We start from the raw sequence: 22,496 nt of genomic DNA, 5'->3' as shown, positions 1-22,496 counted from the left end.
CTCCCTATTGAGCGATTCAGTACTCGCTCCTGCTGAGGCGAAAATTCTAATGGCTTACATCCTGGAAAAGCATTACCAACTTCCACGCTCTGCTCTGCTGTCGCGCGATGATTTAAAGCTCAGCGTCAAGGCGCTTGAAGAGTGGAAGACTCTTGAATCTAAGAGAATTCAAGGCGAGCCTATTGCCTACCTGATTGGCAAAAGAGGCTTTCACAATATTGAGCTTTATGTTGCTCCTGGAGTACTGATACCGCGTCCCGAAACTGAGCTCTTGGTGGAGATAGGCTTGCGTGAAATTAAACGCTTGAATGCTCCGACCAATATTCTGGATTTAGGGACAGGCTCGGGTGCCATTGCTTTAGCGATTGCGCATGATGCTCAAAATGCGCAACTTACCGCAACCGATCAATCCGAAGAAGCACTAGAAATCGCCAAAATAAATGCCAAGCTCTTGAATATGGAGTCTCGAGTGCAGTTTTTTCAGGGCAGTTGGTATGAGGCGATAGAAGCCAGCACTTCTTTTGACATCATTCTCAGCAATCCGCCATACATAACATCCCAAGATTCCCATCTAAGCCAGGGTGACCTACGCTTTGAGCCAATTTCCGCCCTGACCGATCATGGCAATGGACTCACCTGCTTAGAAAACATTATTTCAGGCGCCAAACACTATCTAAATCCCAATGGCCTACTTGCCGTTGAGCATGGCTTTGACCAATCAGAAGCAGTCGTAGTCCTCATGCAGCAGGCGGGTTTTCAGGATGTGCAAAGACGCCTGGATCTAGGCGGCCATTACCGTGTCGCATCGGGCAGAAAATAGGTTGAAATAACCTTTTTTCACATTAAGTCTTAAAATCAATAAAACCTTATTTTCAAACTATCTTTGCAATAAGACCGCCGCAGTAAAAACTGATTAGAAAGAATGTATGGACTCACAAGCTCAAATTAAAGAAATCGTTACTAGCCACCCAGTGGTATTGTTTATGAAGGGAACTGCGCAGTTTCCACAGTGCGGCTTTTCCGGAAACGCCATTAATATTTTGCGCGCTAGTGGTGTTGAAAACCTCCATACCGTGAACGTATTGGAAGACACTGGAATTCGTCAAGGCATTAAAGAGTTCGCAAATTGGCCAACGATTCCCCAGCTTTACATCAATGGTGAATTTATTGGTGGCTCTGACATCATGACCGAAATGTTCCAGTCCGGCGAACTCCAAAAACTCGTTAAAGCTTAATCAAGAATTTCGTTGAGACTTTGACGCTGTGACTTTTGATTTAAGCTCTCTTCTGTTATTTGGCCTGCCATTTGGAGTTTGTGCAGGCCTTTTAGTTTATGCGCTAAACCTACGCTCTACCCTTGCTCGCGTTGAGCTGCAAGCCCAGACAGAGCTCGCCCTAGGACTCAGCTTGCGTACAGAGCGTGACCAAGCGCTACAAAATGCGATTCGCCTAGAGGCAGAGTTGGATTCTGAACGCAAACAAGGTCTAGGCAGAATTGAATCACTCAATGAAGCTAAAGAGGCTTTGACAAATCAGTTCAAAAATTTAGCCAACGAGATTCTAGAGGACAAATCAAAGCGCTTTACAGAACAAAATGCAGCCAGCCTAGATGCTTTATTAAAACCCCTGCAAACCAAACTCACGGAGTTTAAAGAGCAAGTCAGCACCTCTTATGGCAATGAAGCTCGTGAGCGTCATGCTCTCAAAAGTGAAATCGAGCGTTTAGCTAATCTCAATCTGCGTATGTCAGATGAAACGCGCTCCTTAACTCAGGCATTAAAAGGCGATTCCAAGGTTCAAGGCAATTGGGGTGAGCTGGTATTAGAGTCCATCCTGGAATCCTCTGGCCTTCGCAAGGGTGAAGAGTATCTAGTACAAGACAGCCATACCCAAGTTGATGGCTCGCGCCTACAGCCTGACGTTGTGATTAAACTGCCTGAAGGTAGGAGTCTGGTTGTAGATAGTAAGGTGTCCATAACGGCCTATGCCCGCCATGCTGAAACTACTGACCCTGTAGTTGCTGAGCAAGAGTTGGCTGCGCATATTCAATCTTTGCGCCAACATATCCAAGGTTTATCTGGAAAGAACTATAGCTCGCTTTATGGGGTTGGCTCAGTCGACTTCGTGCTTATGTTTGTTCCCATTGAGCCAGCATTCTTACTCGCATTAAAGACTGCGCCAAACCTGTATCAAGAAGCTCTAGCAAAAAATATTGTGTTGGTATGCCCAAGCACTCTTATGGCCACGCTGCGAACAGTTGCCCACCTATGGCGACAGGATCATCAAAATCGCAATGCATTAGAAATCGCAAAACAGTGTGGCAATCTTTACGATAAGTTTGTAGGCTTTGTAGATGATTTAGAGAAACTTGGTCAACGATTAGATCAAGCGCAAACCAGCTATCACGATGCATTTAGTAAACTCAAAACTGGTAAGGGCAACCTCATACGCTCTGCTGAAAAAGTGCGTGAACTGGGCGTCAAACCCAGCAAGAATCTATCTCCGCCACTGATTGAGTCTTCCTCTGATTTCGAATAAATTTAGACAAACTAAAACCCCGCCTAGTTTTCACCAAGCGGGGTTTTTTAATGCCAACTACTTAATCAATACTCTAAGTCAGCAATCAATTAAGCTGATTTACGGCTACGTGATGCAGGTGTAGCAGCTTTCTTAACTTGAGCGATTTGACCTTGTACAGTTTCGATTGCTTGTTCAGCAGTTTTCTCTGCGGTAGCAAATGCTTCTTTGCTAGCAGCGCGGAACTGTTCAAAACCTTGCAATGCGCTACCGTATACAGTCTTAAATGAAGACAAGAAAGTTTCTGAACCAGCAGGTGCATTAGCAGCAACAGTGTTAATCCAGTCTTGGAAACCATCTTGCAAGTGATCGATGCTTGCATCAACTACGTTTACAAATTCTTTATTGCTATCACGCAATACTTTGCTAACTTTCTTTTGATAAGCAACAGCTTGGTTGCCAACAGATTGCAAAGTTTCAGCATTTAACATCTCAGTCACTTGCTTAGGATCTTTAGCTGTCAACACTTGTTGAATGCCGTCTTGAGCGTTTACCAAAACATCTTTTGAAGCAGCGTAGTTCAGTTCAGCCAATTTTTGAGCATTTTCCAAAGCGGCTTCGCTCAAAGAAAATGTAGCCTCAAGGCCTTTGCTGTTAATTTGGGACAATTTAGCGGTGATTTGATCTTGGTTCATGTATTTCTCCAGAAATTAAGTGGTACAACTAGTCAATTAAGCGCACGATTTAAGAGATGGGAAACTGTCGATACCTTAAATATTGCACTGCACCATGAAACTGTAACTGAAGGAATATGACAAATCAAGCAGTTTTTGCTGCTATGCAACAAATATATTCCAAAAATGAATTAAAATTAATATAATCAATAACTTAATGTCATATTTGCATTCTCACTCCTATCGAAAAGTAGCTGTTGCGGCCTGTTTTGGGACCTTTTTAGAGTGGTATGACTTCCTGACATTTGCGACCCTGGCGGTGGTTTTTGCCCCGCTCTTCTTTCCTTCAACAGACCCCAATACAGCCCTTTTAGCAAGCCTAGCGACTTTTGGCGTTGGAATGATAGTCAGGCCTATTGGAGCAGCCCTATTTGGCTCTATGGGCGATCGGATCGGCCGTAAACCCGTCTTCATGATCACCATTGCGTTAATGGGGCTCGCAACCGTGAGCGTGGGCTTTTTGCCCACTTACGCCCAGGTCGGAATCTGGGCGCCCATCCTACTGGTTGCCCTGAGACTACTTCAAGGACTCTCTGCCGGCGGTGAAATCGGTGGCAGTGCCGTCTACCTTACCGAACATGCTGGTGATGAGTACAGGGGATTTAAAACCAGCTTCCTGCAACTCATGGGCCCTCTTGGCATTCTGTTTTCGACTTTGCAAATTGCATTGCTCAGAAGCCAGCTGTCACCAGAAGAATTTCAATCTTGGGGTTGGCGTGTGCCATTTTGGATTTCGATTGCGCTATTGCTCATTGCATTCAAAGCACGCATGGCTTTAGAAGAAACGCCCGTGTTTTTAGAGCTAAGTAAATCCCATCAACAATCTGCTAGCCCCTTACTCAATAACTTCCGTGATCCACAAACACGCAAACGCATGTTTTTATTATTTTTCTGTATCTCGGCAGGTGGAGCGGTCCTATTCTTTTGCGTACAAGTCTATACAGCGATTTTTCTAAAAACTTCTGTGAAACTGGCGCCCGAGTTAGTTGACCAACTCACTATTTATGCGACTCTAGCCTTATTCCCGCTCACTATTTTTGCCGGATGGTTATCAGATAAGATTGGTCGTAAACCAGTGGTAGTTTGCGGACTCTTCTTAGGCGCCTCATTCATTCTGCCGGCATTTCATCTGCTCAAGAATATTGGCATGGAATATCTCAACAACCCAGCCGACACTTTGAATCTTATTTTGATAGGCTCACTGCTTATCGGCCTATCTCTGGCACTTGCTTTAGTAGTTGGACCTCAGACCGCCATGTTGGCGGAACTCTTTCCTGCCAAGACCAGAAACAGCGCAGCAACCCTGCCCCACAATTTAGCTGCCGGATGGATTGGTGGCTTGCTTCCTTTAATCGTGACCTGGTTAAATCAACGTTGGCAAAGTGACAGTGCTGGGCTATGGTATCCCACTGTATTTTTAGCAAGCGCTGCTATTGTGGCTCTTCTGTATTTACCAGAGACCAGAAAAATAGATCTACGTAAATAATTAAGGATAAATTTTGCCTAACAACAAACTATATGGCCTTGAAATCATCAGATTTTTGTCAGCATTAGCTATTTTAATTTTTCACTTCCAGCACTTCTCTTTTGTTGGTCAGGCTCCAAATAATTTTTCATTAATACAGCTACCTTTTTACGATTGGCTAAAACCTGTTTATCTCAATGGCGGGCTTGGGGTGCAAATATTTTGGGGAATCAGTGGATTTATATTTTTTTGGAAATATGCCAAAGTTATTGCGCAGAAAACACTTGATGCAAAGCATTTTTTTGTTCTTCGCTTCTCACGACTCTACCCCCTTCATCTACTAACCCTTTTGTTGGTTGCAGGATTACAAATCTTCTACCTACAATCCCACGAATCTAGTTTTGTCTATGGAAATACTGATTGGCGTCATTTTGTTCCGCAACTTTTTTTAGCAAGCAATTGGGGTGGTCAAGGCTTCAGCTTTAATGGGCCCATATGGTCAATATCGGTTGAAGTATTAATCTACTTATTTTTCTTCTTGGTCGCTCGTTATTTGGGGGCAAGTCTTTTTATCAGTATTGCAGTCCTATTAATATGCGCCTTCATTAAGTATTACAACCTAACCGAATCCTTTATTGTTGATTGCCTTCTGTATTTCTATGTGGGCGGGATGACTGCAGCTCTTTATAAGCGCCTTGAGAGATCGGCCTATCGAAAGATATCACTGCTTATTGCATTTATAGCAACCATAGTCGCGCCTTTTATCTTCAACTTGAGCAATACAAACTTTTCAAAAATTTTATTGTTTTGCTATGTGCCTTTTTTGATTTATGCAGGGACAATCAATATTGCCGCCTCTAAAAAATGTCATGGAGTAATTGCAGCGTTTGGCAATATGACCTATTCCAGCTATTTACTGCACTTCCCATTGCAACTGCTGCTGGTTCTCATTTTCGAGCTCTTCAGCATAACAATTCCCATTTATGACTCGCTCTTCTTTGGAGTATTCCTCCTAAGTATTCTTTTGCTGTCTTATCTTACCTATCGATTTTTTGAGCGGCCCATGCAAAATATCATCAGAAGGTAATGGGATTGGTTACTCGCAAAAGAAAAAGCTTCTAAGCGATTAACTTAGAAGCTTTCAAATTCTTGGTGCCCCTTGTCCGACTCGAACAGACCACCTACTGATTACAAATCAGTTGCTCTACCAGATGAGCTAAAGGGGCAACGATTGATATTTTATCCTATTTCACAATCTTCAAGGATGGTCTTGTAGTTTTGGGTTTTTCAGGGGCCTGATCTTCAGAATCGGCAACGTGAAGATCGCGGGCCTGAGCTGGGTCAAACGGGAAAGACATCCCTTGCCCATTTTCCCTGGCGTAGATTGCAAGTACATGGGTGACTGGGACCATGATCTTTCTTGGAATACCACCAAATCTCGCTTGGAAGCTTATCCAATCGTTTTCTATCGCCAGTTGATGACATGCCTCCAGGGAAAGATTTAGGACGATCTCATCGTTCTTCACAAACTCCATAGGCACCTCTACCCTAGCATCCACAAAAACTGCTATGAAGGGCGTAAAACCAAAATCCGTGCACCACTGATGTAGGGCACGGATTAAATATGGTTTATTGCTTGGAATGTCAGACATGCCGACGAGTCATGAACCGCTAGGAACGCTTAGCGGCGCATTACCTTCTCAGAAGGAGTCAAAGCCTCGATGTACGCAGGTCTGCTAAAGATACGCTCAGCGTATTTCAGCAAAGCTGCTGCATTGCGAGAGAGATCAATGCCATAGTGCTCAAGACGCCATAACAGTGGTGCAATCGCTACGTCCAGCATAGAGAACTCATCACCCAACATGTATTTGTTTTTAACAAAAATTGGTGCCAACTGAGTCAAACGATCACGAATCGCTAAACGCGCTTTTTCGTGAGTCTTTTCAGCCGCTTTACCTTTTTCATTTTCGAGAGCAGCTACGTGCACAAACAATTCTTTCTCAAAATTGAAAAGGAAGAGGCGTGCGCGTGCGCGTGCTACTGGATCAGGCGGCATTAATTGTGGGTGAGGAAAACGCTCATCAATATATTCATTGATGATGTTTGACTCGTACAAAATTAAATCACGCTCAACCAAGATAGGTACTTGGCCGTAAGGATTCATTACTGAAATATCTTCAGGCTTATTAAACAAGTCGACATCGCGGATTTCAAAATCCATGCCTTTTTCAAAAAGCACCAAACGGCAGCGTTGCGAGAATGGGCAGTTAGTACCCGAGTACAACACCATCATAAATTTATTTCCTTAAATTTCTACTTCAATACAACAAACGCACAACAGCGTTAAATCTTTTCACTAATGGGCCCTAGCTTCAGGACCCATCAAATTTAATTAGTGAATATCTTTCCAATAGGCTTTATTCAAGCGCCAAGCCAAGAGGGTGAAGATAGCCAAGAACAAGAGCACCATTACGCCAAGACGTTTACGCTCTAACTGCACCGGTTCAGCCATCCATGACATGAAAGCAACTAAGTCGGCGATATTGTCGTCATACTCTTGTGGCTTCATCGTGCCAGGAGTTAACTGCTCAAACCCAACAAAAACTTCCTCTGTTCTGCTTTCATCATGAGGATCTTTGCGCACGTCAAACTTGGCAGCACGCTCACCTTGCAACTGCCAGAGAACGTGTGGCATACCGACTTTAGGGTAGACCAAATTATTCCAACCGGTCTGAGTCGTATCATCTTTGTAAAAAGTACGGAAGTAGGTATAGAGCCAATCAGCTCCACGGGCACGAGCCTCAACCGATAAATCTGGTGGGTTCTTACCAAAGAAAGCTTTGCCTTCTTTTGGTGTCATGGAGATAGTCATCAAGTCACCCACTTTGGCATCAGTCAAAATGAGGTTGTCTTTGATTTGTTGATCGGTCAAGCCAATATCGCGCAAACGGTTGTAACGCATGCTCGCGGCTGCATGGCAGTTCAAGCAGTAGTTCACAAATATCTTTGCACCGTTTTGCAATGAGGCATTGTTACTAACGCGATTAGGGGCTTGATCTAAAGGGAAGCCACCTTCATTTGCATTGGCACTAACGCCAAAGCCCAGGGCCGCAACCAATACTGTTGCTTGGCAGACGCCCATCAAAGTTTGCAGAATTCGTTTCATACTAGTTCCTAGTTTCTCTTTGGTGTCTGAATTAATGGGACTTAAAAGTAACGCGTGATGGAACTGGCTTAAATTTACCAAGCGTGCTCCAGAACGGCATTCCTAAGAAGAAGCCCAGATAATAAATAGTACATACCTGAGAAATCTTTTCAAATACTGGTGATGGTGGCTGAATACCTAAGTAACCCAAGATCACAAAGCTCACCACAAACACGCCATAAATGTATTTATGGAAATGTGGGCGATAGCGAATGGACTTCACTGGTGAGTTATCAAGCCAAGGCAAGAAGAACATGATCACAACAGAACCGCCCATGATCACAACACCCCAGAACTTAGCATCAAATAAGTAGAAGCCAGCCGCCAACACGAGAGCGATTGCAGCACATGCGCCCTTCACCTTGAGGTTTTTACTCTTCAAGGCAAACATTCCAAGAATGACTGCTAAGAAGATCCATAAAGGTAACAAGAAGTTTGTTGTAGTTGCGCGCAACATTGAGTAGAACGGTGTGAAATACCAAACCGGAGCAATGTGCGGAGGCGTTTGCAATGGATTTGCAGGGATGAAGTTATTTGCTTCGAGGAAGTAACCGCCCATCTCTGGAGCAAAGAACACGATGCTTGCAAAAATAATCAGGAAGCCGCCCAAGTACATTACATCATGCACGCTGTAGTAAGGGTGGAATGGAATGCCATCCACTGGGTGGCCATTTGCATCCAAGTTTTCTTTAATTTCAACGCCATCCGGGTTGTTTGAACCCACTTCATGCAGAGCCAAAATATGGGCTGCAACCAAGCCAACCAATACCAATGGAATTGCAATCACATGGAATGCGAAGAAACGATTGAGGGTTGCATCACCCACAACATAATCACCACGCAACCATAAGGAAAGGTCTGGACCAATGAACGGAATTGCAGAGAACAAGTTCACAATCACTTGAGCTCCCCAGTAGGACATTTGACCCCATGGAAGCAAGTAACCAAAAAAAGCCTCGCCCATCAAGCACAAGAAAATTGCGCAACCGAAGATCCAAATGAGTTCACGCGGCTTGCGATAAGAACCGTAGATCAAACCACGGAACATGTGCATATAAACCACCACAAAGAACATAGAGGCGCCAGTGGAGTGCATATAGCGAATCATCCAACCCCATGGAACTTCGCGCATGATGTATTCAACTGACTCAAAAGCCTTTGCAGCATCAGGCTTGTAGTTCATGGTTAAGAAAATACCGGTAAGTATTTGGTTTACCAAAACTACGATAGCCAATGCACCAAAGATGTAGAAGAAATTTAAATTCTTCGGCGCGTAATACTCACTCATATGACGCTTAAATGCTTCTGTTACAGGTAGGCGTGAGTCAACCCAAGCCATGAGCTTTTGGGCTGCGGAGGCGTCTGCTGGAACTTCTTTTTCGTGGAATGCCATTTATCTCTCCTTAGGCCTTCTTATCGTCGCCGATCAGAATCTTGGTGTCGCTCAAATACATGTGTGGCGGCACTTCAAGGTTGTCTGGGGCTGGTTTGTTCTTAAATACGCGGCCTGCCATATCAAATGTGGAACCATGACATGGGCAAAGGAAGCCACCTGGCCAAGTGTTTGGCAATGATGGCTGGGCACCCGCTTCAAATTTCGGCGTTGGGGAGCAGCCCAAATGGGTGCAAATACCAACCACTACAAGGTACTCAGGCTTAATGGAGCGCCATTGATTCTGAGCATAAGGAGGCGTGAATTGAGATGGGTCACGCAATGAATTTGGGTCAGCTAATTCGTTATCAATCTTGGACAACTCAGCAACTTGCTCGGGTGTACGACGAACTACCCAAACCGGCTTACCGCGCCACTCCACCATTCTCATCTCATCTGGCTGCATCCCAGAGATATCAATTTCAACAGCAGCGCCAGCGGCTTTTGCACGCTCAGAAGGCTCAAAACTGTCTACAAAAGGGTAAAGGGCTGCGGCTGCACCTACGCCACCAACCGCCGATGTGGCGATCAACCAGTTACGGCGATCCTTGTCCATACAGGGCTTGTCACTCATTTACAAAATTCCTAGAAAGGGTATTTATGGGTGGAAATTGCTTAAAGGTAGGATTTTAAAGTAAAAAGTGGGGTAAGCAAGAAAGTTATGGGGTTAATCTCGGGTTAATCGGGATCTAAATTAAAAGGAGAGCATTTATGAGCGTTTTAAAGGAGTTTCGGGACTTTGCCGTAAAGGGCAATGTGATCGACTTGGCGGTGGGTGTCATCATTGGCGGCGCCTTTGGGAAAATCGTAGATTCCCTTGTAAATGACATCGTTATGCCTGTTATTTCCACCCTTTTGGGTGGTCATATTGACTTTACCAACCTATTTATCGTCTTAGGCCATGTGCCGGAGGGTGTACCTAGAACCTTTGATGCCCTCAAAAAAGCCGGGGTGCCCATCTTTGCCTATGGCAATTTCATCACCATTTCCATCAATTTTTTCCTTTTAGCTTTTGTCATCTTCCAGATGGTCAAAGTAGTAAACAAGGTTCGCCTCATGGATGCACCCCCTCCCCCACCGATTCCGGAAGACGTAGTGTTGCTTCGTGAAATTCGTGACAGTCTAAAAAAATAATTTGTCCAACCGTTCACAACAAGAAACGCGGGAGCAATCTCAACTCATTTTTCAAAATGGCTTGGTATTGCTCCAACAAGGAAAGCTAGAGGAAGCGGATAAACATTTTTTGCTCGCGCATCAACTGGATGAAAATAATGTTGATGCTCTCAATCTTTTGGGAATCCGCTCATATCAAAAACAACATTATTCAACTGCATTAGACTTTTTAAACCGAGCAAATCGGCTTGCTCCTGATTCTGCACAAACGCTCAGTAATTTAGGTTTAGTACATCACGCACTTCTTGAATATGCAGAAGCGCTGCAATTTTTTAATTTAGCAATTCAGTGCGACTCAAATATTCCAGAAACCCACAATAATCGCGGTAATGCATTAAAGGGTTTGGGCAAAAATGATGAGGCAAATAAGGCTTATGAGAGCGCCTTAGCCTTGCGGCCAAACTACGCTGAAGCCTTAAGCAACCAGGGCATTCTCTTACTTGAAATGGGTAAGACTGATAAAGCGATTGCTATATTAGAGAATGCAATTCAAGCCAATCCTCACTTTGCAATTGCCTACAACAATCTGGGAAATGCGTTCACTCAAATAGAACACTACGATGATGCCTTTCAATGCTTTGAACGAGCATTACAAATTAATCCACACTATCTTGATGCCTGTCTGAACTTTGGTAACAGCCTAAAAAAATATAAGCAATATGAAGCGGCTATTGACTGCTATCAACATGCACTAAAGATCAACTCCGGCAATGCGAAAACCTTTTACTTATTAGGCGAGATTTACTACGACATCGGCGATGGTGATTTGGCAAAAACCTACTATGCAAAGTCACTAGAGCTGGATACAGCTGATATAGAAACTCATATTGCTTTAACTATCGCGCAGATACCCAAGGTCGCAAAAAGCGAAAAGGAGTTGAGCCATTCCAGGGGCACATTTACTCAGCAACTAGAATTTGTAAGAACAATACCCCAGCAAAAAATCGACCCTTCACTCCTCCAGAAGTTGATTGCCCGTCACCCGTTTTATCTGGCTTATCAAGACGAGGACAACAAACCCCTTCTATCGCAATTTGGGGCAATTTGCGCCGGCTTAGCCCGCCCTTTGCAAGATCGATTGGATGCTAAGCAAAGCGTTTCCATCCAAGTTAACTCCAAAATCCAGGTTGGCATTATTAGTAGCTTTATTTGTAGCCACCCTGTTTGGCATGCCATTACCAAGGGATGGGTAAACCAACTCAACCCAGACCAATTTGAGCTGCATATCTTCAATACCAACGGCATAGAAGATGAAGAAACTCAGCTGGCTAAATCAAGGGCAGCCAGCTACAGCAACTGTGGCACCGATGTTCTTGCTGCCGCCCAGATCATTGCCAATCAAAACCTAGATGTCGTTCTGTATCCAGAGATTGGCATGGATACAGTAAGTAAAGCGCTAGCCTGCTTGCGATTGGCACCGCTGCAGGTAGTCAGCTGGGGCCACCCAGAAACTACTGGCATCCCTACGATCGACGCCTTTCTATCAGCCGAGCTGCTCGAGCCAGATGATGCCCATAGTCTTTACAGTGAAGAAATAATCAAGCTTCCAAACCTGGGCACTTATGTTGAGTATCAGAATGTTGTAGCGCAAAGTCCGAATCTAGAGAGTCTTGGTATTGATCCCTCCCTGCCTATACTGTTATGCGCTGGATCGCCCTCAAAATACATGCCAAGCCATGACTTTATATTTATTGAGATTGCAAAGAAGCTTGGTCAATGCCAATTTATCTTCTTTAACTTCGAAGCGAACCTCACTTCAATTCTGAAAGAGCGTTTACAGCTTGCTTTTGCAAATGCCCAGCTCGATGCTAATCAATTTCTGCGCTTTATTCCTTTTTTGAAGAAGGAAGAGTTTCATGGACTCATGCAAAAAGCAGACTTGTACTTAGACACCATCGGGTTTTCGGGATTTAATACAGCCTTGCAAGCAATTGCATGTGATCTGCCAGTAGTCACTATTGAGGGCGCCAGAATGCGCGGCCGGCTTGCTAGTGCGATCCTGCATCGCATTGGTCTTGAAGACATGGTTTGCAGATCAGTCGGCGACTATATTCATTTAGTAGTAGAGTTAATTCAGAATCCAGAACTGCTGAATTCGTATAGGGATAAGATTGCACAACCTAAAGTACTTTTATTGAATGACCTAGAGCCCATCACAGCATTAGAAGATTTTCTGATTCAACAGACCCGAAAATAAAATACCCCCCATGAATTCCTCTCTTCAAAAATATTGGCTCTTATTTGCTCAAGCTGTCACTGTGATGTTGGCGGCTTTATTTATTGTTGCCACCTTGAAGCCAGAGTGGCTTTCAGAGTCGAGGGTAGGATCTTTAGTGGACACCGTTTCACTAAAAGAAAGTAGCTATGACGGTCAACTCAGCCCCGGCTCGTATCACGAAGCTGTGAAGCGCTCCATGCCTGCGGTAGTAAATATCTTTACTAGTAAAACCCCGGCTAAGCCCAAGACCCGTAAAGGCGCCACTCCAAATTCTGGAGATCCGTTATTTAAATTCTTTTTTGGAGATCAACCCCCGGAAGAGGAGCCGAGCTCTAGCTTGGGATCTGGTGTTTTAGTAAGCCCAGAAGGCTATATCTTGACCAATCATCACGTCATTAGCGATGCAGATGACATTGATGTCGCCCTCTCCGATGGACGCAAGGTTAAAGCGCAAGTCATTGGTAGTGATCCAGAAACTGATATAGCTGTTTTAAAGATTGAAGCTAAACAATTGCCAACCCCAATCACCCTGGGCAAATTTGAATCCGTGCATGTTGGCGATGTCGTTCTCGCAATCGGCAATCCTTTTGGCGTTGGCCAAACAGTGACCTCCGGAATTGTTTCTGCTTTAGGGCGCGACCATCTAGGCATCAATACCTTTGAAAACTTTATTCAAACGGATGCGGCAATTAATCCTGGAAATTCAGGGGGCGCACTAATTGATACACGCGGCAATCTCATCGGAATTAACACGGCCATCTACTCCAATAATGGCGGCTCTATGGGTATCGGATTTGCCATCCCCATTAACCTAGCCAAGCAAATTATGGAATCCATCCTGGCTAATGGCAGCGTGACCAGGGGTTGGATCGGGGTTGAGCCACAAAACCTCACTAAAGAGCTCTCAGAGTCTCTGGGATTGCCTGGCAACACTCAGGGTGTTTTGCTATCAGGCGTTCTAGAGGGTGGTCCAGCGGCGCGTGGTGACGTGAAGCCTGGAGATGTGCTGATTGCGGTAAATGGCAATCCCATTAAAGATGTGCGCAGCCTATTGAATCAAATTGCTCAAATTAGTCCAGGCAATGATGCCAAGCTCACTATTCTGCGCAAAGGCAAAGAGATGGAATTAACGGCTCAAACCGGAAAGCGACCTAAGCCCAAGCAACAAGCCAATTAACTGATTAGTTAGCCAATATTTTTGATAGGAACTCTTTTGCTCTTGGCGAACGAGCTTCTGGGTGGTCAAAGAATTCAGCTTTGCTGCAGTCCTCAACAATGCGCCCTTGATCCATAAAAATTACCCGATGACTTACTTTTCTGGCAAAGCCCATCTCATGGGTGACGCAACACATAGTCATACCCTCATTGGCAAGCTTGACCATCACATCCAACACTTCGCCAACCATTTCTGGGTCTAAAGCAGAAGTAGGCTCGTCAAATAACATCACAATGGGATCCATACTTAAAGCTCTAGCAATAGCAACACGTTGCTGTTGACCTCCTGATAACTGGCCCGGAAATTTATCTTTTTGTGCCAGCAATCCCACTCGCTCTAGATACTTCAGTCCATGTTTATTGGCCTCATCAGTAGAACGCCCCAAGACCTTCATTTGTGCCAGAGTGAGGTTCTCAGTAACGCTCAAATGCGGGAAAAGCTCGAAGTGCTGAAATACCATGCCCACCCTAGCGCGCAATTGAGGTAGATTTGTTTTGGGGTCATGCAATGGCACTCCATCAACAATGATTTCACCTTGCTGAAAAGGCTCCAAAGCATTGATGGTTTTTATCAAGGTGGATTTGCCTGAACCAGATGGTCCACAGATGACAACGACCTCCCCTTTTTCAATAGACGTACTGCAATCCGTCAACACCTGAAAGGAGCCATACCACTTAGAAACATTGCGAAGTTCAATCATCTGGGTTTTATCAATTCACAATTAATAGTTAACGAATGATGGCGATTTTGGCGTGAATCTTGCGCACCACTTTAGAAAGCGAAAAGCAAATAATGAAATATGTAAATGCCGCCAAGATATAAGTCTCAATAGGGCGTCCATAATTTTTTCCGGCAATCTCAAACCCCTTGAGCAAGTCATAAGCGCCAATGGCATATACCAATGAAGTATCTTGAAACAAAATAATCGTTTGCGTCATAAAAACAGGAATCATGTTTCTGAATGCTTGCGGCAGAATAATCAAGCGCATGTTTTGCCCATAGGTCATGCCCAGCGCTTCTGCAGCGTAGGCTTGCCCCTTAGGTACCGACTGAATACCTGCGCGCACAATCTCTGAAAAGAAAGCCGCCTCGAACGCAATAAAAGTAATGGTCGCTGATAGATCGGCACCAATAGGGCGACCTATCAACATCGGAATTAATAAGAAGAACCATAAAATCACCATCACCAGCGGAATGGAGCGCATTGTGTTGACATAGAAGGTGGCTGGGTAAACCAGTGAAGGCTTGCCAGATAAGCGCATGAGGGCCAAGAAAGTACCAAAAACAATTCCACCTACTGTTGCAATCACCGTCAATTGCACGCTAAAGAGTAAGCCCTTCAGAATGTAATTGGTGAAAAGTTCCCAGTTGTAAAAGCTCAGATCAAGACTCAGCATTTAGTGCACCGCCGCATCATTGGAGGCTGCAATAAATCCTGGAATGCGCGTTCTTTTTTCAATAGCCGCCATCACACGATTCACCGCAAAGGCCGAGATGGCATACAAGAATGTCACTGCCAAATAAATTTCTACACCATGTGAGGTTTCTTCTTGAGCTTGCATTGCAAACAGCGTCAACTCGGGAACTGAAACCGCAAAGGCGACAGAAGAGTTCTTAATAAGATTCATGCTCTCTGAAGTCAGTGGTGGAATCACAATACGCAATGCCATCGGCAAGATCACATAACGATAGCTTTGTGATGTAGTAAGCCCTAAAGCAGTGGCTGCCATTCTCTGCCCACTAGGAAGCGCCTGAATACCCGCCCTCACCTGCTCTGCAATCCGCGCAGAAGTAAAAAAGCCTAAGGCAATACTGACCAACCAATAGGAGGGCAAGGCCTTCAAAGGCGACACAAACGCAGGGATGACGTGATACCAGAGAAAAACCTGAACCAGAATGGGAATATTTCTGAAAAGCTCTACCCAAGCTGTCGAGAGGCGAATAAGCCATTTACTCAATCTACCGCTATCTGGGAGCGTGCGCAGCGTGCCCATGACAGCGCCTAGAATCAAAGCAATTGTCAGACCCAAGCCAGCGACTGCTAAGGTCCAACCCCAAGCTTTTAGCAGCCAATCTAAATAACTAGGGTCTGTATTTTGACCCAAACCAAAGACTGCAGAAAAGCAGTGCTCAACTACCTCGCCATCTAAGGTGTTCTTACAAAAGACACCTAAATCTAATGCCATTATTTCTTCTGATAGTCTTCAGCAGGCTTGTCATTCGGATTAGCCCAAGCATTTTTGGTTGCAGGGGATAACTCAAGGCCCACCACAATATTCTTTGGCGGAATTGGCGACAAGAACCACTTATTCCAGAGCTTAGGCATATTGCCATTCTTCACAATCTTCGCAATGGCTTCATTTACTGCGGCTTTAAATTCTGGATCATTTTTAGGAACCATGATGGCAATCGGTTCAGTGCTTAATACCTCACCAACAATTTTGTAATCCTTTGGATTCTTGGAATTGGCAATATTGCCAGCCAAGATAGATCCATCCATCACGAATGCATCGGCACGGCCAGACTCCAGCAATAAGAAGCTATCAGCATGATCCTTACCAAATACCTCATCGAAATTAACGCCATTGGCTTTTTCATGTTTGCGCAATAGCTGAACAGAAGTGGTGCCGGTAGTGGTCGCCACTTTTTTACCGGCTAACTGCGAGATTGAATTAATTCCTGAATTCGCCTTGACTGCAATGCGTACTTCTTCAACATACAAAGTATTGGCAAAACCAACATCCTTAGCGCGCGCTACGTTATTGGTAGTGGTTCCGCATTCAATATCGATGGTGCCGTTTTGCATTAGCGGAACGCGATTCTGTGAAGTGACTGGTTGGTAGTTAATACGCAATGTACCGAGCTTTAGCTTGTCTTTAATATCGCTCAAAATCATGCGGCAGATCTCAACGTGGTAACCATCAAAGCGGCTATCACCAGTTGTATAAGACATCGGAATAGAAGACTCGCGCACACCCATGGTGATGGCGCCAGAGGACTTGATTTTGTCTAGAGTTGGGGAGGCTGCATAAAGAGTCTGCGCAGCAGTAAAACCAACAAATAACAAGGAAAAACGTAGTAAATGAGTTTTCATATAAAGGTCCTATATAACCAAGAATGTCACCCTATTCTACGATTAATCCAGCCTAAAAAGAAAAAACCCACTGTGTTTCCACAGTGGGTTAATTTGATACCTAACTAATTCTTAACTAGCTTACGCTAGCAAGCAATTAGAAAGTGTGACGCACGCCAATTGCGTAGTTATTAGCGTTTGCACTAACAGTACTTGTAGAAGTAGCAGCATTGCTAAAGTTCTGTTGGCCATAGATTGCATACAAGTTTGTACGCTTGCTCAACAGGTAGTTAGAACCAATCTGCCAGCCGTTGAAATTGGCTGTAGGCTGTTGAGTGCCATATGCTGTGTAGCGACCAGTACCTACTGAAGCCCAAGCCTCAACTACTGGAGTAATGAAGCTACGAACACCAATCTGTTCGGCTGAACGTTTTACATAGTAGCCAGAGTTAATTGTTGAACTTGCTTTTCTTGATACCCACTGTGCGTATGCCTTCAAAATACCGAAGTCATAAGTTGCACCAGCAAAAGATTGGTTATCTTGAATGTTAATCGCGCTACCTGCAATGCCTGAAGAAGGCTGAGCGCCTGTCCAAACGCCAGTTGCGCCAACTGTTGTTGTAGTTGAAGTAAATGCTCCAGGTGTTCCAACGTTAGTAGCTGTTGTCAACTGCTTGAGAGCCTGGTAAGCACCAGTGATGTAGAACTTATTGAAAGTGTAGTCTGCATTCAAACCCCAACCACTTGCGTTAGTGCTACCGCCAGCACCAGCTACAGTTGAAGTTGGAGTAACAGTTTCAGTAGAGTTACTGTTATTCAGTGTGTACATTGCGCCAGCAGAAAAGCCAGCAAATTTATCAGACTGAACACTCAAAGTGTTGGCTGTACGGCTTGTGAAACCAGCAGTTGTAGCACCGCCGCCGTTATTACCAGCAGTTGTTGAGCCAGCGTAAACTAAATCGCCCAACATGTTGTTGTATTGACCAGCACTTGTTGCTGCGCCTGCATTAAAGATTGGTGTGTATTGCAAACCAACTGCAGTTTGGCCGATACCGTTTTTCTTCAAACCAACAAAAGTTTGACGATTTAACAAGCCGCCTGATTGAGCGTTAGCATTGTTAGCGTCTTTGTTTGTGCTGTTACCAGACAATGTCTGGTCTTGTGGCTGGAGCTGGAATTCAGCTGTGAAGAAAGCTGAAGTGCCGTTACCCAAATCTTCAGTACCTTTGAAACCCATACGTGAAGTTTGCTCAGCAGACTGACCAAATTGACTAGTGGTAGTTTTTTTAACACCATCAGCTGTAGCTGATGTGCGTACATTAGAACCAATGTAACCAACGTCCAAGATACCGTAAACGGTTACGCTGGACTGAGCTTGAGCAGCAGATGCAAATGCACCGATAGCTGCAACTGCTAATAGCGATTTTTTCATTCTTTAAATCTCCAAAAATTAAAAGTAATGCCCAAATAAAACTGGGACCAATGAATTTTGCTTCTTTTGCCTCACTAGACTGGGGGTCAGGGTATTTAGGAGCTCTTTTTGCTTGTCAAAAGGTAGTTTTTTGGCTTTCTTCGTTGTATCTCGACAACAAGACCTTTGTTTTCTGTCTTTTATGGGCTCGAAATGCCAAAATTGTCATATGGCAAGTCGCGAATTCTTAAAAATCCTTAGTTCAGCCCGTTTGGGTGATGTTTCTGCGCAACAAAAGCTAGCCTCCGCATACCTTACCGGGGCTTTCAAAACTCCGATTCAACCTGCTAACGCTCTGATTTGGCTAGAAAAATCATATTTTTCTATTACAAATCAAGAGCTTGTAGATATAAGCTCAAGTAGCGCTCAAATTTCGCATCTTTTAAGTCAGGTTGCTGAAATCCCACTGGCGGAAACCTTTGGCTCCCCTGCTTTTGAGTTTGGATGGAACTCCTTTTGGCAGCTAGCCGATGCTGGAGGCTCAGCCGCTTCTAGTGGGGCAGCTAAATGGCAGCTTGCCAATTTATTAATTAATCCCACCAATCAAGAAGTGCAATCCCAGCTGCTTGATTGGGTAAAAAAGAATTCAGCGACGCTAGAAAAAATTTCTTCGCTAGATTTTGTTGGCATACAAAAGATTGCCAAACAATATTTGCAGGAGCTTGCGGATGGCGAATCTCTTTTTGCAAACAATGCAAAAGAATTGTTGATTAAGCTTCAGCCAAAAAATGAAGCACTGTCTTCTCTATGGGAAGTTTGGCTTGATGAACAAAATGAAGATGCCTTAACCCAGGCCGCAGAACTTGGATTAACCATTGCAAAACTCACTCTGGGTTTGCGTCTTGCGCAATTAGATGGAAGTGCCCACTCAGAGCAAAACAAATCAAATGCATCCCTGAAGAAAGCTGCTCACTGGTTAGAGCTTGCTGCCAAAGATGGTGATCGAGATGCTTGGTATGCGCTCGGTGAAATTTATCGTCGCCCGCAATTCTCTGGTTACAACGCCGCAGAGAGCGATCGCTGCATCGATCGTGCTGCTGATCTGGGTCATCCACAGGCACAACTTCGCAAAGGCGCCAACCTTTGGCGCAAGCGAGAGAAGAGCGAAGAAAAAGTCCGTGGGCTACAAGCATCCTATTGGGTATGGCAGGCCCATCAACAAGGTGTGCCTGAAGCAAAAGAATTGCTCAGTAAGATTTTGGAGAGCTGTCCCAATCCCAAATCCAATGAATGGTATGAATTAGCTCAATGCGCCGAAGAGGCGATTAATCACCATGCCGAACATAAGGTGGATGAAGACTGGCTACTGCTATGCCATCGCATCATCATTGCCAACCAATTTAATTTCAGTAAAGCAGAATTGTTATTAAGCGAGGTGGGCCAGCTACAGCACGAACATTGCGTAGTGGTGGATATTCGCTGGGAATTACCAAAAATCTTGCCTAGATTGATTCAGATTGAAACGATTCAACAGCGTCGCGCCCTTTTGGCGGCTGGCAAAGCCTTTGCTGGTTCGGAGATGGATCTGGAGGGTAATTTACGTCAAAGACGTTATCGCTTTGATCGAGTCACCAACTGGCTAACGACTACTTTTTCCAAGAATCAAGCCGATGCAGAAGTCGATTGATCAGTTGCAGCATCCTCATCGGAAGGCTTTGGTACATAAAAGCGCGCAACCAATAAACCCAACTCATAGAGCACGGTCATTGGCACAGCTAGTAATAATTGAGAAAGTACGTCAGGCGGTGTAACTACCGCCGAAATTACAAAAGCACCCACAATCACATAAGGGCGAATTTCTTTCAGTTTAGCCAAGGGCACCATACCCATGCGCACCAAGACAACCACCACAACAGGTACTTCAAAAGTAATACCAAATGCCAAGAAGGTTGTCATGGCAAAACTTAAGTAGTTATCAATGTCGGTCGACATCTCCGCGCCCAAGGGTGCGTTGTAACTTGCCATGAACTTAAATACTGTTGGAAACACCAAGAAGTAAGCAAATGCCATACCGGCAATGAACAAGGTATAGCTACTTACAACCAAAGGCAGAATGAGTTTTCTTTCGTGTAAATACAAACCAGGCGCAATAAAGGCCCAAAGTTGATACATCACCACTGGTAAAGCGATGATGAATGCGACCAGCATAGTGACCTTCATCGGTACAAAGAATGAACCTGTGACGTCCGTCACAATCATCTTGCCACCGGCAGGCAAAGCCTTTAATAAAGGCTGTGCAAACAAATGGAAAATATCCGGCGCCCAGTAGACTAGACATACGAAGACAACAATAATGGCGAGCGCTGCTTTAATTACGCGATCACGTAATTCAAATAAGTGGGAAAGAAAAGTTTCCTGTAATCCCGAATCTTCAGTTGAATTGTTTTCAGTCATGCGTAAGTGTTTTTATTCTTTTACTTTTTACAATTATTTTTATTTGCCGGCACTGTGATGAAAGCGCTTCATTCTGGCAGCGCCAGATTGCACCCGAGTACGAATGCCTGCGGAACGCTTGAACCAAAGGGGCCTTGCAGCACGGCGCACACCCCAGCTATTACGGCCTTGGCGCTTGGTTTTGCGCAGTACTTCTTTTTCATCTAATAGCGGCTTATCAAAGCTCGTTTCAAAAATATCCGCTTGATCGCTTAAGTTAGCGCTAGCCTCTTGAACTGTTGAGCCAATACTGTTTTCAACCTCTTTGAGAGTGGCAGCAGTTTCTTCTCGAAACTTTTTAAATTCTTCCACTTCCATTTGACGACTCACTTCAGACTTGACATCAGCCATATAGCGCTGAGCACGTCCAAACAAATTACCGGCCATGCGAGCTACTTTAGGCAGGCGCTCTGGTCCTACCACCACCAGAGCAACTACAGCAATCAGCGCAAGTTTTGAAACTCCGAGATCAATCATTTAACGCAGTTATTTAAATACAGCATGAGTTTCAATTGCGCTTCAGTTATTAGTTGGTTATTTGTTGACGTCTTTAGCGTGAACATCAACAGTCTTGTCTGCTGCTGCAGAACTTTGTTGAATTTGCTCTTTAGGCTCTTCAGCAGTTTTCATGCCATCTTTAAAGCCTTTTACAGCGCCGCCCAAATCTTGACCGATATTGCGCAATTTTTTGGTACCGAATACCAACATCACGATAACCAAAACAATCAACCAATGCCAAATGCTAAATGAACCCATTTTTAATCTCCTTGGATTATTTTTTCCAGGGGCGGGGACCGCCCATCACATGTAAGTGCAAGTGATAAACCTCCTGCCCACCATCCGCACCATTGTTAACCATTAACCTAAAGCCACCATCCTTACCGGGACGACAGCCCTGCTCTTTGGCAAGACGCGGTGCTAATTCCATCATTCTACCCAGCAAAGGCGCATCTATGCTTTCTGCTGACTCCAGCATAGGGATATGCTTTTTAGGAATCATCAAAAAATGGATTGGCGCTGCTGGGTTGATATCTTTAAAAGCATAGATTTCTTCATCCTCATAGACCTTCTGGGAGGGAATCAAACCTTGAGAAATCTTACAAAACAGGCAATTAGGATCGTGTGACATACTTTTTCTCGTATTTATCCGTACTTACTCTTTACCAGCCGCTTTTCTCGCAGCCTTCTCTTCGATGCCGGATGTTCCCAGACGACGATCAAGTTCGGCAATCACATCTTCCGGGCGCAGGTTAAATTGAGACAAAGCAATCAAGCAGTGAAACCACAAATCAGCCATTTCGCCCACTAAGAGCTTTTGCTGATCAGCCGCCAAGTTCGAGTTGCGCGCATCTTTTGCCGCCATCACAGCTTCAGTCGCTTCTTCACCAATCTTTTTCAAGATCCCGTCATCACCCTTTGAAAAGAGCAAAGCGGTATATGAAGTTTTGGGATCTGCTTGGCCCGCCTTAAATGCATCACGACGTTGATCCACCACATCCGCCAAATGGGCGAATGCAGAATCGAGATTAGAAGGTTTATTTGCAGAACTAGTCATCAGG

General features: G+C 44.5%; 25 protein-coding genes and 1 tRNA gene. 9 read left to right on the top strand and 17 right to left on the bottom strand.

Annotated features, from left to right (window positions below; genetic code table 11):
* The first annotated feature begins 7 nt into the window (after positions 1–7).
* From prmC to ICN39_RS00910, 3 genes are all read left to right on the top strand, one after another.
* A complete protein-coding gene (gene prmC / locus ICN39_RS00920) occupies positions 8–820 on the top strand; it encodes a peptide chain release factor N(5)-glutamine methyltransferase (RefSeq protein WP_255532232.1) in 813 nt (270 codons plus the stop codon).
* A 106-nt stretch (positions 821–926) separates the two neighbouring features.
* Complete coding sequence (gene grxD / locus ICN39_RS00915) at positions 927–1,235, top strand: Grx4 family monothiol glutaredoxin (protein ID WP_216232259.1); 309 nt, start codon at positions 927–929, stop codon at positions 1,233–1,235.
* 28 nt (positions 1,236–1,263) lie between these two features.
* Positions 1,264–2,538, top strand: a complete 1,275-nt coding sequence (locus ICN39_RS00910; RefSeq protein ID WP_216232258.1) for a DNA recombination protein RmuC — start codon at positions 1,264–1,266, stop codon at positions 2,536–2,538.
* An 89-nt stretch (positions 2,539–2,627) separates the two neighbouring features.
* On the opposite strand, the gene ICN39_RS00905 is transcribed toward ICN39_RS00910, so the two are convergent.
* Positions 2,628–3,212 carry a phasin family protein gene (locus ICN39_RS00905; protein ID WP_216232257.1) on the bottom strand — a complete coding sequence of 195 codons (585 nt, stop codon included), beginning with the start codon at positions 3,210–3,212 and terminating at the stop codon, positions 2,628–2,630.
* 196 nt (positions 3,213–3,408) lie between these two features.
* Here ICN39_RS00905 and ICN39_RS00900 point away from each other — a divergent pair, with 196 nt between their 5' ends.
* Positions 3,409–4,737 carry an MFS transporter gene (locus tag ICN39_RS00900; protein ID WP_216860901.1) on the top strand — a complete coding sequence of 443 codons (1,329 nt, stop codon included), beginning with the start codon at positions 3,409–3,411 and terminating at the stop codon, positions 4,735–4,737.
* Positions 4,738–4,750: 13 nt separating this feature from the next.
* Positions 4,751–5,803: an acyltransferase gene (locus ICN39_RS00895; protein WP_216232256.1), complete on the top strand. Its 1,053-nt coding sequence runs from the start codon at positions 4,751–4,753 to the stop codon at positions 5,801–5,803.
* A 63-nt stretch (positions 5,804–5,866) separates the two neighbouring features.
* Here the strand turns inward: ICN39_RS00895 and ICN39_RS00890 are convergent.
* The 6 genes from ICN39_RS00890 to petA all read right to left on the bottom strand — a co-directional run bounded on the left by ICN39_RS00890 (position 5,867) and on the right by petA (position 9,927).
* Positions 5,867–5,942: transfer RNA gene (locus ICN39_RS00890), tRNA-Thr, on the bottom strand.
* An 18-nt stretch (positions 5,943–5,960) separates the two neighbouring features.
* Complete coding sequence (locus ICN39_RS00885) at positions 5,961–6,368, bottom strand: ClpXP protease specificity-enhancing factor (protein ID WP_216232255.1); 408 nt, start codon at positions 6,366–6,368, stop codon at positions 5,961–5,963.
* 29 nt (positions 6,369–6,397) lie between these two features.
* Positions 6,398–7,009: a glutathione S-transferase N-terminal domain-containing protein gene (locus ICN39_RS00880; protein ID WP_028819209.1), complete on the bottom strand. Its 612-nt coding sequence runs from the start codon at positions 7,007–7,009 to the stop codon at positions 6,398–6,400.
* Positions 7,010–7,108: 99 nt separating this feature from the next.
* Complete coding sequence (locus ICN39_RS00875) at positions 7,109–7,882, bottom strand: cytochrome c1 (RefSeq protein WP_370623650.1); 774 nt, start codon at positions 7,880–7,882, stop codon at positions 7,109–7,111.
* 31 nt (positions 7,883–7,913) lie between these two features.
* Entirely contained in the window at positions 7,914–9,314 is a 1,401-nt protein-coding gene (locus ICN39_RS00870) for a cytochrome bc complex cytochrome b subunit (RefSeq protein ID WP_216232254.1), read from the bottom strand.
* A 10-nt stretch (positions 9,315–9,324) separates the two neighbouring features.
* Complete coding sequence (petA, locus tag ICN39_RS00865) at positions 9,325–9,927, bottom strand: ubiquinol-cytochrome c reductase iron-sulfur subunit (protein ID WP_216232253.1); 603 nt, start codon at positions 9,925–9,927, stop codon at positions 9,325–9,327.
* A gap of 137 nt (positions 9,928–10,064) precedes the next feature.
* Between petA and mscL the strand changes: the two genes are divergently transcribed.
* Genes mscL through ICN39_RS00850 form a run of 3 tightly spaced genes read left to right on the top strand, consistent with a single transcriptional unit; the run spans position 10,065 to position 13,921 of the window.
* The gene (gene mscL, locus ICN39_RS00860; RefSeq protein ID WP_216232252.1) at positions 10,065–10,487 is read left to right on the top strand and encodes a large conductance mechanosensitive channel protein MscL; all 423 of its coding nucleotides are present in this window, start codon (positions 10,065–10,067) and stop codon (positions 10,485–10,487) included.
* 1 nt (position 10,488) lies between these two features.
* Complete coding sequence (locus ICN39_RS00855; protein WP_216232251.1) at positions 10,489–12,723, top strand: glycosyltransferase family 41 protein; 2,235 nt, start codon at positions 10,489–10,491, stop codon at positions 12,721–12,723.
* A 10-nt stretch (positions 12,724–12,733) separates the two neighbouring features.
* Entirely contained in the window at positions 12,734–13,921 is a 1,188-nt protein-coding gene (locus tag ICN39_RS00850) for a Do family serine endopeptidase (RefSeq protein WP_216232250.1), read from the top strand.
* 4 nt (positions 13,922–13,925) lie between these two features.
* Here ICN39_RS00850 and ICN39_RS00845 read toward each other — a convergent pair whose 3' ends face one another.
* The 5 genes from ICN39_RS00845 to ICN39_RS00825 form a co-directional block, all read right to left on the bottom strand.
* Positions 13,926–14,660: an amino acid ABC transporter ATP-binding protein gene (locus ICN39_RS00845; RefSeq protein WP_216232249.1), complete on the bottom strand. Its 735-nt coding sequence runs from the start codon at positions 14,658–14,660 to the stop codon at positions 13,926–13,928.
* A 28-nt stretch (positions 14,661–14,688) separates the two neighbouring features.
* On the bottom strand, positions 14,689–15,357 hold the full coding sequence (locus ICN39_RS00840; RefSeq protein WP_216232248.1) for an amino acid ABC transporter permease: 669 nt from the start codon (positions 15,355–15,357) through the stop codon (positions 14,689–14,691).
* The gene (locus tag ICN39_RS00835; protein WP_216232247.1) at positions 15,358–16,146 is read right to left on the bottom strand and encodes an amino acid ABC transporter permease; all 789 of its coding nucleotides are present in this window, start codon (positions 16,144–16,146) and stop codon (positions 15,358–15,360) included.
* Positions 16,146–17,054: an amino acid ABC transporter substrate-binding protein gene (locus ICN39_RS00830; RefSeq protein WP_216232246.1), complete on the bottom strand. Its 909-nt coding sequence runs from the start codon at positions 17,052–17,054 to the stop codon at positions 16,146–16,148. The genes ICN39_RS00835 and ICN39_RS00830 overlap by 1 nt, the downstream gene beginning before the upstream one ends.
* A 136-nt stretch (positions 17,055–17,190) precedes the next feature.
* Positions 17,191–18,465 (bottom strand): porin, encoded by a 1,275-nt coding sequence (locus ICN39_RS00825; RefSeq protein ID WP_216232245.1) that lies wholly within the window; start codon positions 18,463–18,465, stop codon positions 17,191–17,193.
* 208 nt (positions 18,466–18,673) lie between these two features.
* On the opposite strand from ICN39_RS00825, the gene ICN39_RS00820 reads away from it, so the two are divergent.
* Entirely contained in the window at positions 18,674–20,131 is a 1,458-nt protein-coding gene (locus tag ICN39_RS00820) for a tetratricopeptide repeat protein (protein WP_216232244.1), read from the top strand.
* Here the strand turns inward: ICN39_RS00820 and tatC are convergent.
* The 5 genes from tatC to ICN39_RS00795 are packed head-to-tail and all read right to left on the bottom strand — an operon-like array spanning position 20,107 to position 22,492.
* Positions 20,107–20,898, bottom strand: coding sequence for a twin-arginine translocase subunit TatC (gene tatC / locus ICN39_RS00815; protein ID WP_216232243.1), 792 nt, complete (start codon positions 20,896–20,898; stop codon positions 20,107–20,109). The genes ICN39_RS00820 and tatC overlap by 25 nt on opposite strands.
* 39 nt (positions 20,899–20,937) lie before the next feature.
* Complete coding sequence (gene tatB / locus ICN39_RS00810; protein ID WP_216232242.1) at positions 20,938–21,414, bottom strand: Sec-independent protein translocase protein TatB; 477 nt, start codon at positions 21,412–21,414, stop codon at positions 20,938–20,940.
* Between the two features lie 57 nt (positions 21,415–21,471).
* A complete protein-coding gene (gene tatA, locus ICN39_RS00805; RefSeq protein ID WP_216232241.1) occupies positions 21,472–21,693 on the bottom strand; it encodes a Sec-independent protein translocase subunit TatA in 222 nt (73 codons plus the stop codon).
* 16 nt (positions 21,694–21,709) lie between these two features.
* The gene (locus ICN39_RS00800) at positions 21,710–22,066 is read right to left on the bottom strand and encodes a histidine triad nucleotide-binding protein (protein WP_216232240.1); all 357 of its coding nucleotides are present in this window, start codon (positions 22,064–22,066) and stop codon (positions 21,710–21,712) included.
* 24 nt (positions 22,067–22,090) lie between these two features.
* Entirely contained in the window at positions 22,091–22,492 is a 402-nt protein-coding gene (locus tag ICN39_RS00795) for a phosphoribosyl-ATP diphosphatase (RefSeq protein ID WP_215362482.1), read from the bottom strand.
* Positions 22,493–22,496: the final 4 nt, after the last annotated feature.

The sequence above is a fragment of the Polynucleobacter sp. AP-Reno-20A-A9 genome (genome assembly GCF_018882085.1).
GTDB lineage: Bacteria > Pseudomonadota > Gammaproteobacteria > Burkholderiales > Burkholderiaceae > Polynucleobacter.
The sequence above is the reverse complement of the archived record's forward strand: the minus strand, read 5'-3'. Positions and strand labels throughout refer to the sequence as shown.

What these genes read in the sequence shown, in the direction of transcription:
- grxD (WP_216232259.1), top strand. Translation starts at nt 927, where the DNA reads ATGGACTCACAAGCTCAAATTAAAGAAATCGTTACTAGCCACCCAGTG.
- ICN39_RS00905 (WP_216232257.1), bottom strand. Translation starts at nt 3,212, where the DNA reads ATGAACCAAGATCAAATCACCGCTAAATTGTCCCAAATTAACAGCAAA.
- ICN39_RS00900 (WP_216860901.1), top strand. Translation starts at nt 3,409, where the DNA reads ATGTCATATTTGCATTCTCACTCCTATCGAAAAGTAGCTGTTGCGGCC.
- ICN39_RS00885 (WP_216232255.1), bottom strand. Translation starts at nt 6,368, where the DNA reads ATGTCTGACATTCCAAGCAATAAACCATATTTAATCCGTGCCCTACAT.
- ICN39_RS00880 (WP_028819209.1), bottom strand. Translation starts at nt 7,009, where the DNA reads ATGATGGTGTTGTACTCGGGTACTAACTGCCCATTCTCGCAACGCTGC.
- ICN39_RS00875 (WP_370623650.1), bottom strand. Translation starts at nt 7,882, where the DNA reads ATGAAACGAATTCTGCAAACTTTGATGGGCGTCTGCCAAGCAACAGTA.
- ICN39_RS00870 (WP_216232254.1), bottom strand. Translation starts at nt 9,314, where the DNA reads ATGGCATTCCACGAAAAAGAAGTTCCAGCAGACGCCTCCGCAGCCCAA.
- petA (WP_216232253.1), bottom strand. Translation starts at nt 9,927, where the DNA reads ATGAGTGACAAGCCCTGTATGGACAAGGATCGCCGTAACTGGTTGATC.
- mscL (WP_216232252.1), top strand. Translation starts at nt 10,065, where the DNA reads ATGAGCGTTTTAAAGGAGTTTCGGGACTTTGCCGTAAAGGGCAATGTG.
- ICN39_RS00850 (WP_216232250.1), top strand. Translation starts at nt 12,734, where the DNA reads ATGAATTCCTCTCTTCAAAAATATTGGCTCTTATTTGCTCAAGCTGTC.
- ICN39_RS00845 (WP_216232249.1), bottom strand. Translation starts at nt 14,660, where the DNA reads ATGATTGAACTTCGCAATGTTTCTAAGTGGTATGGCTCCTTTCAGGTG.
- ICN39_RS00840 (WP_216232248.1), bottom strand. Translation starts at nt 15,357, where the DNA reads ATGCTGAGTCTTGATCTGAGCTTTTACAACTGGGAACTTTTCACCAAT.
- ICN39_RS00835 (WP_216232247.1), bottom strand. Translation starts at nt 16,146, where the DNA reads ATGGCATTAGATTTAGGTGTCTTTTGTAAGAACACCTTAGATGGCGAG.
- ICN39_RS00830 (WP_216232246.1), bottom strand. Translation starts at nt 17,054, where the DNA reads ATGAAAACTCATTTACTACGTTTTTCCTTGTTATTTGTTGGTTTTACT.
- ICN39_RS00825 (WP_216232245.1), bottom strand. Translation starts at nt 18,465, where the DNA reads ATGAAAAAATCGCTATTAGCAGTTGCAGCTATCGGTGCATTTGCATCT.
- ICN39_RS00820 (WP_216232244.1), top strand. Translation starts at nt 18,674, where the DNA reads ATGGCAAGTCGCGAATTCTTAAAAATCCTTAGTTCAGCCCGTTTGGGT.
- tatC (WP_216232243.1), bottom strand. Translation starts at nt 20,898, where the DNA reads ATGACTGAAAACAATTCAACTGAAGATTCGGGATTACAGGAAACTTTT.
- tatB (WP_216232242.1), bottom strand. Translation starts at nt 21,414, where the DNA reads ATGATTGATCTCGGAGTTTCAAAACTTGCGCTGATTGCTGTAGTTGCT.
- tatA (WP_216232241.1), bottom strand. Translation starts at nt 21,693, where the DNA reads ATGGGTTCATTTAGCATTTGGCATTGGTTGATTGTTTTGGTTATCGTG.
- ICN39_RS00800 (WP_216232240.1), bottom strand. Translation starts at nt 22,066, where the DNA reads ATGTCACACGATCCTAATTGCCTGTTTTGTAAGATTTCTCAAGGTTTG.
- ICN39_RS00795 (WP_215362482.1), bottom strand. Translation starts at nt 22,492, where the DNA reads ATGACTAGTTCTGCAAATAAACCTTCTAATCTCGATTCTGCATTCGCC.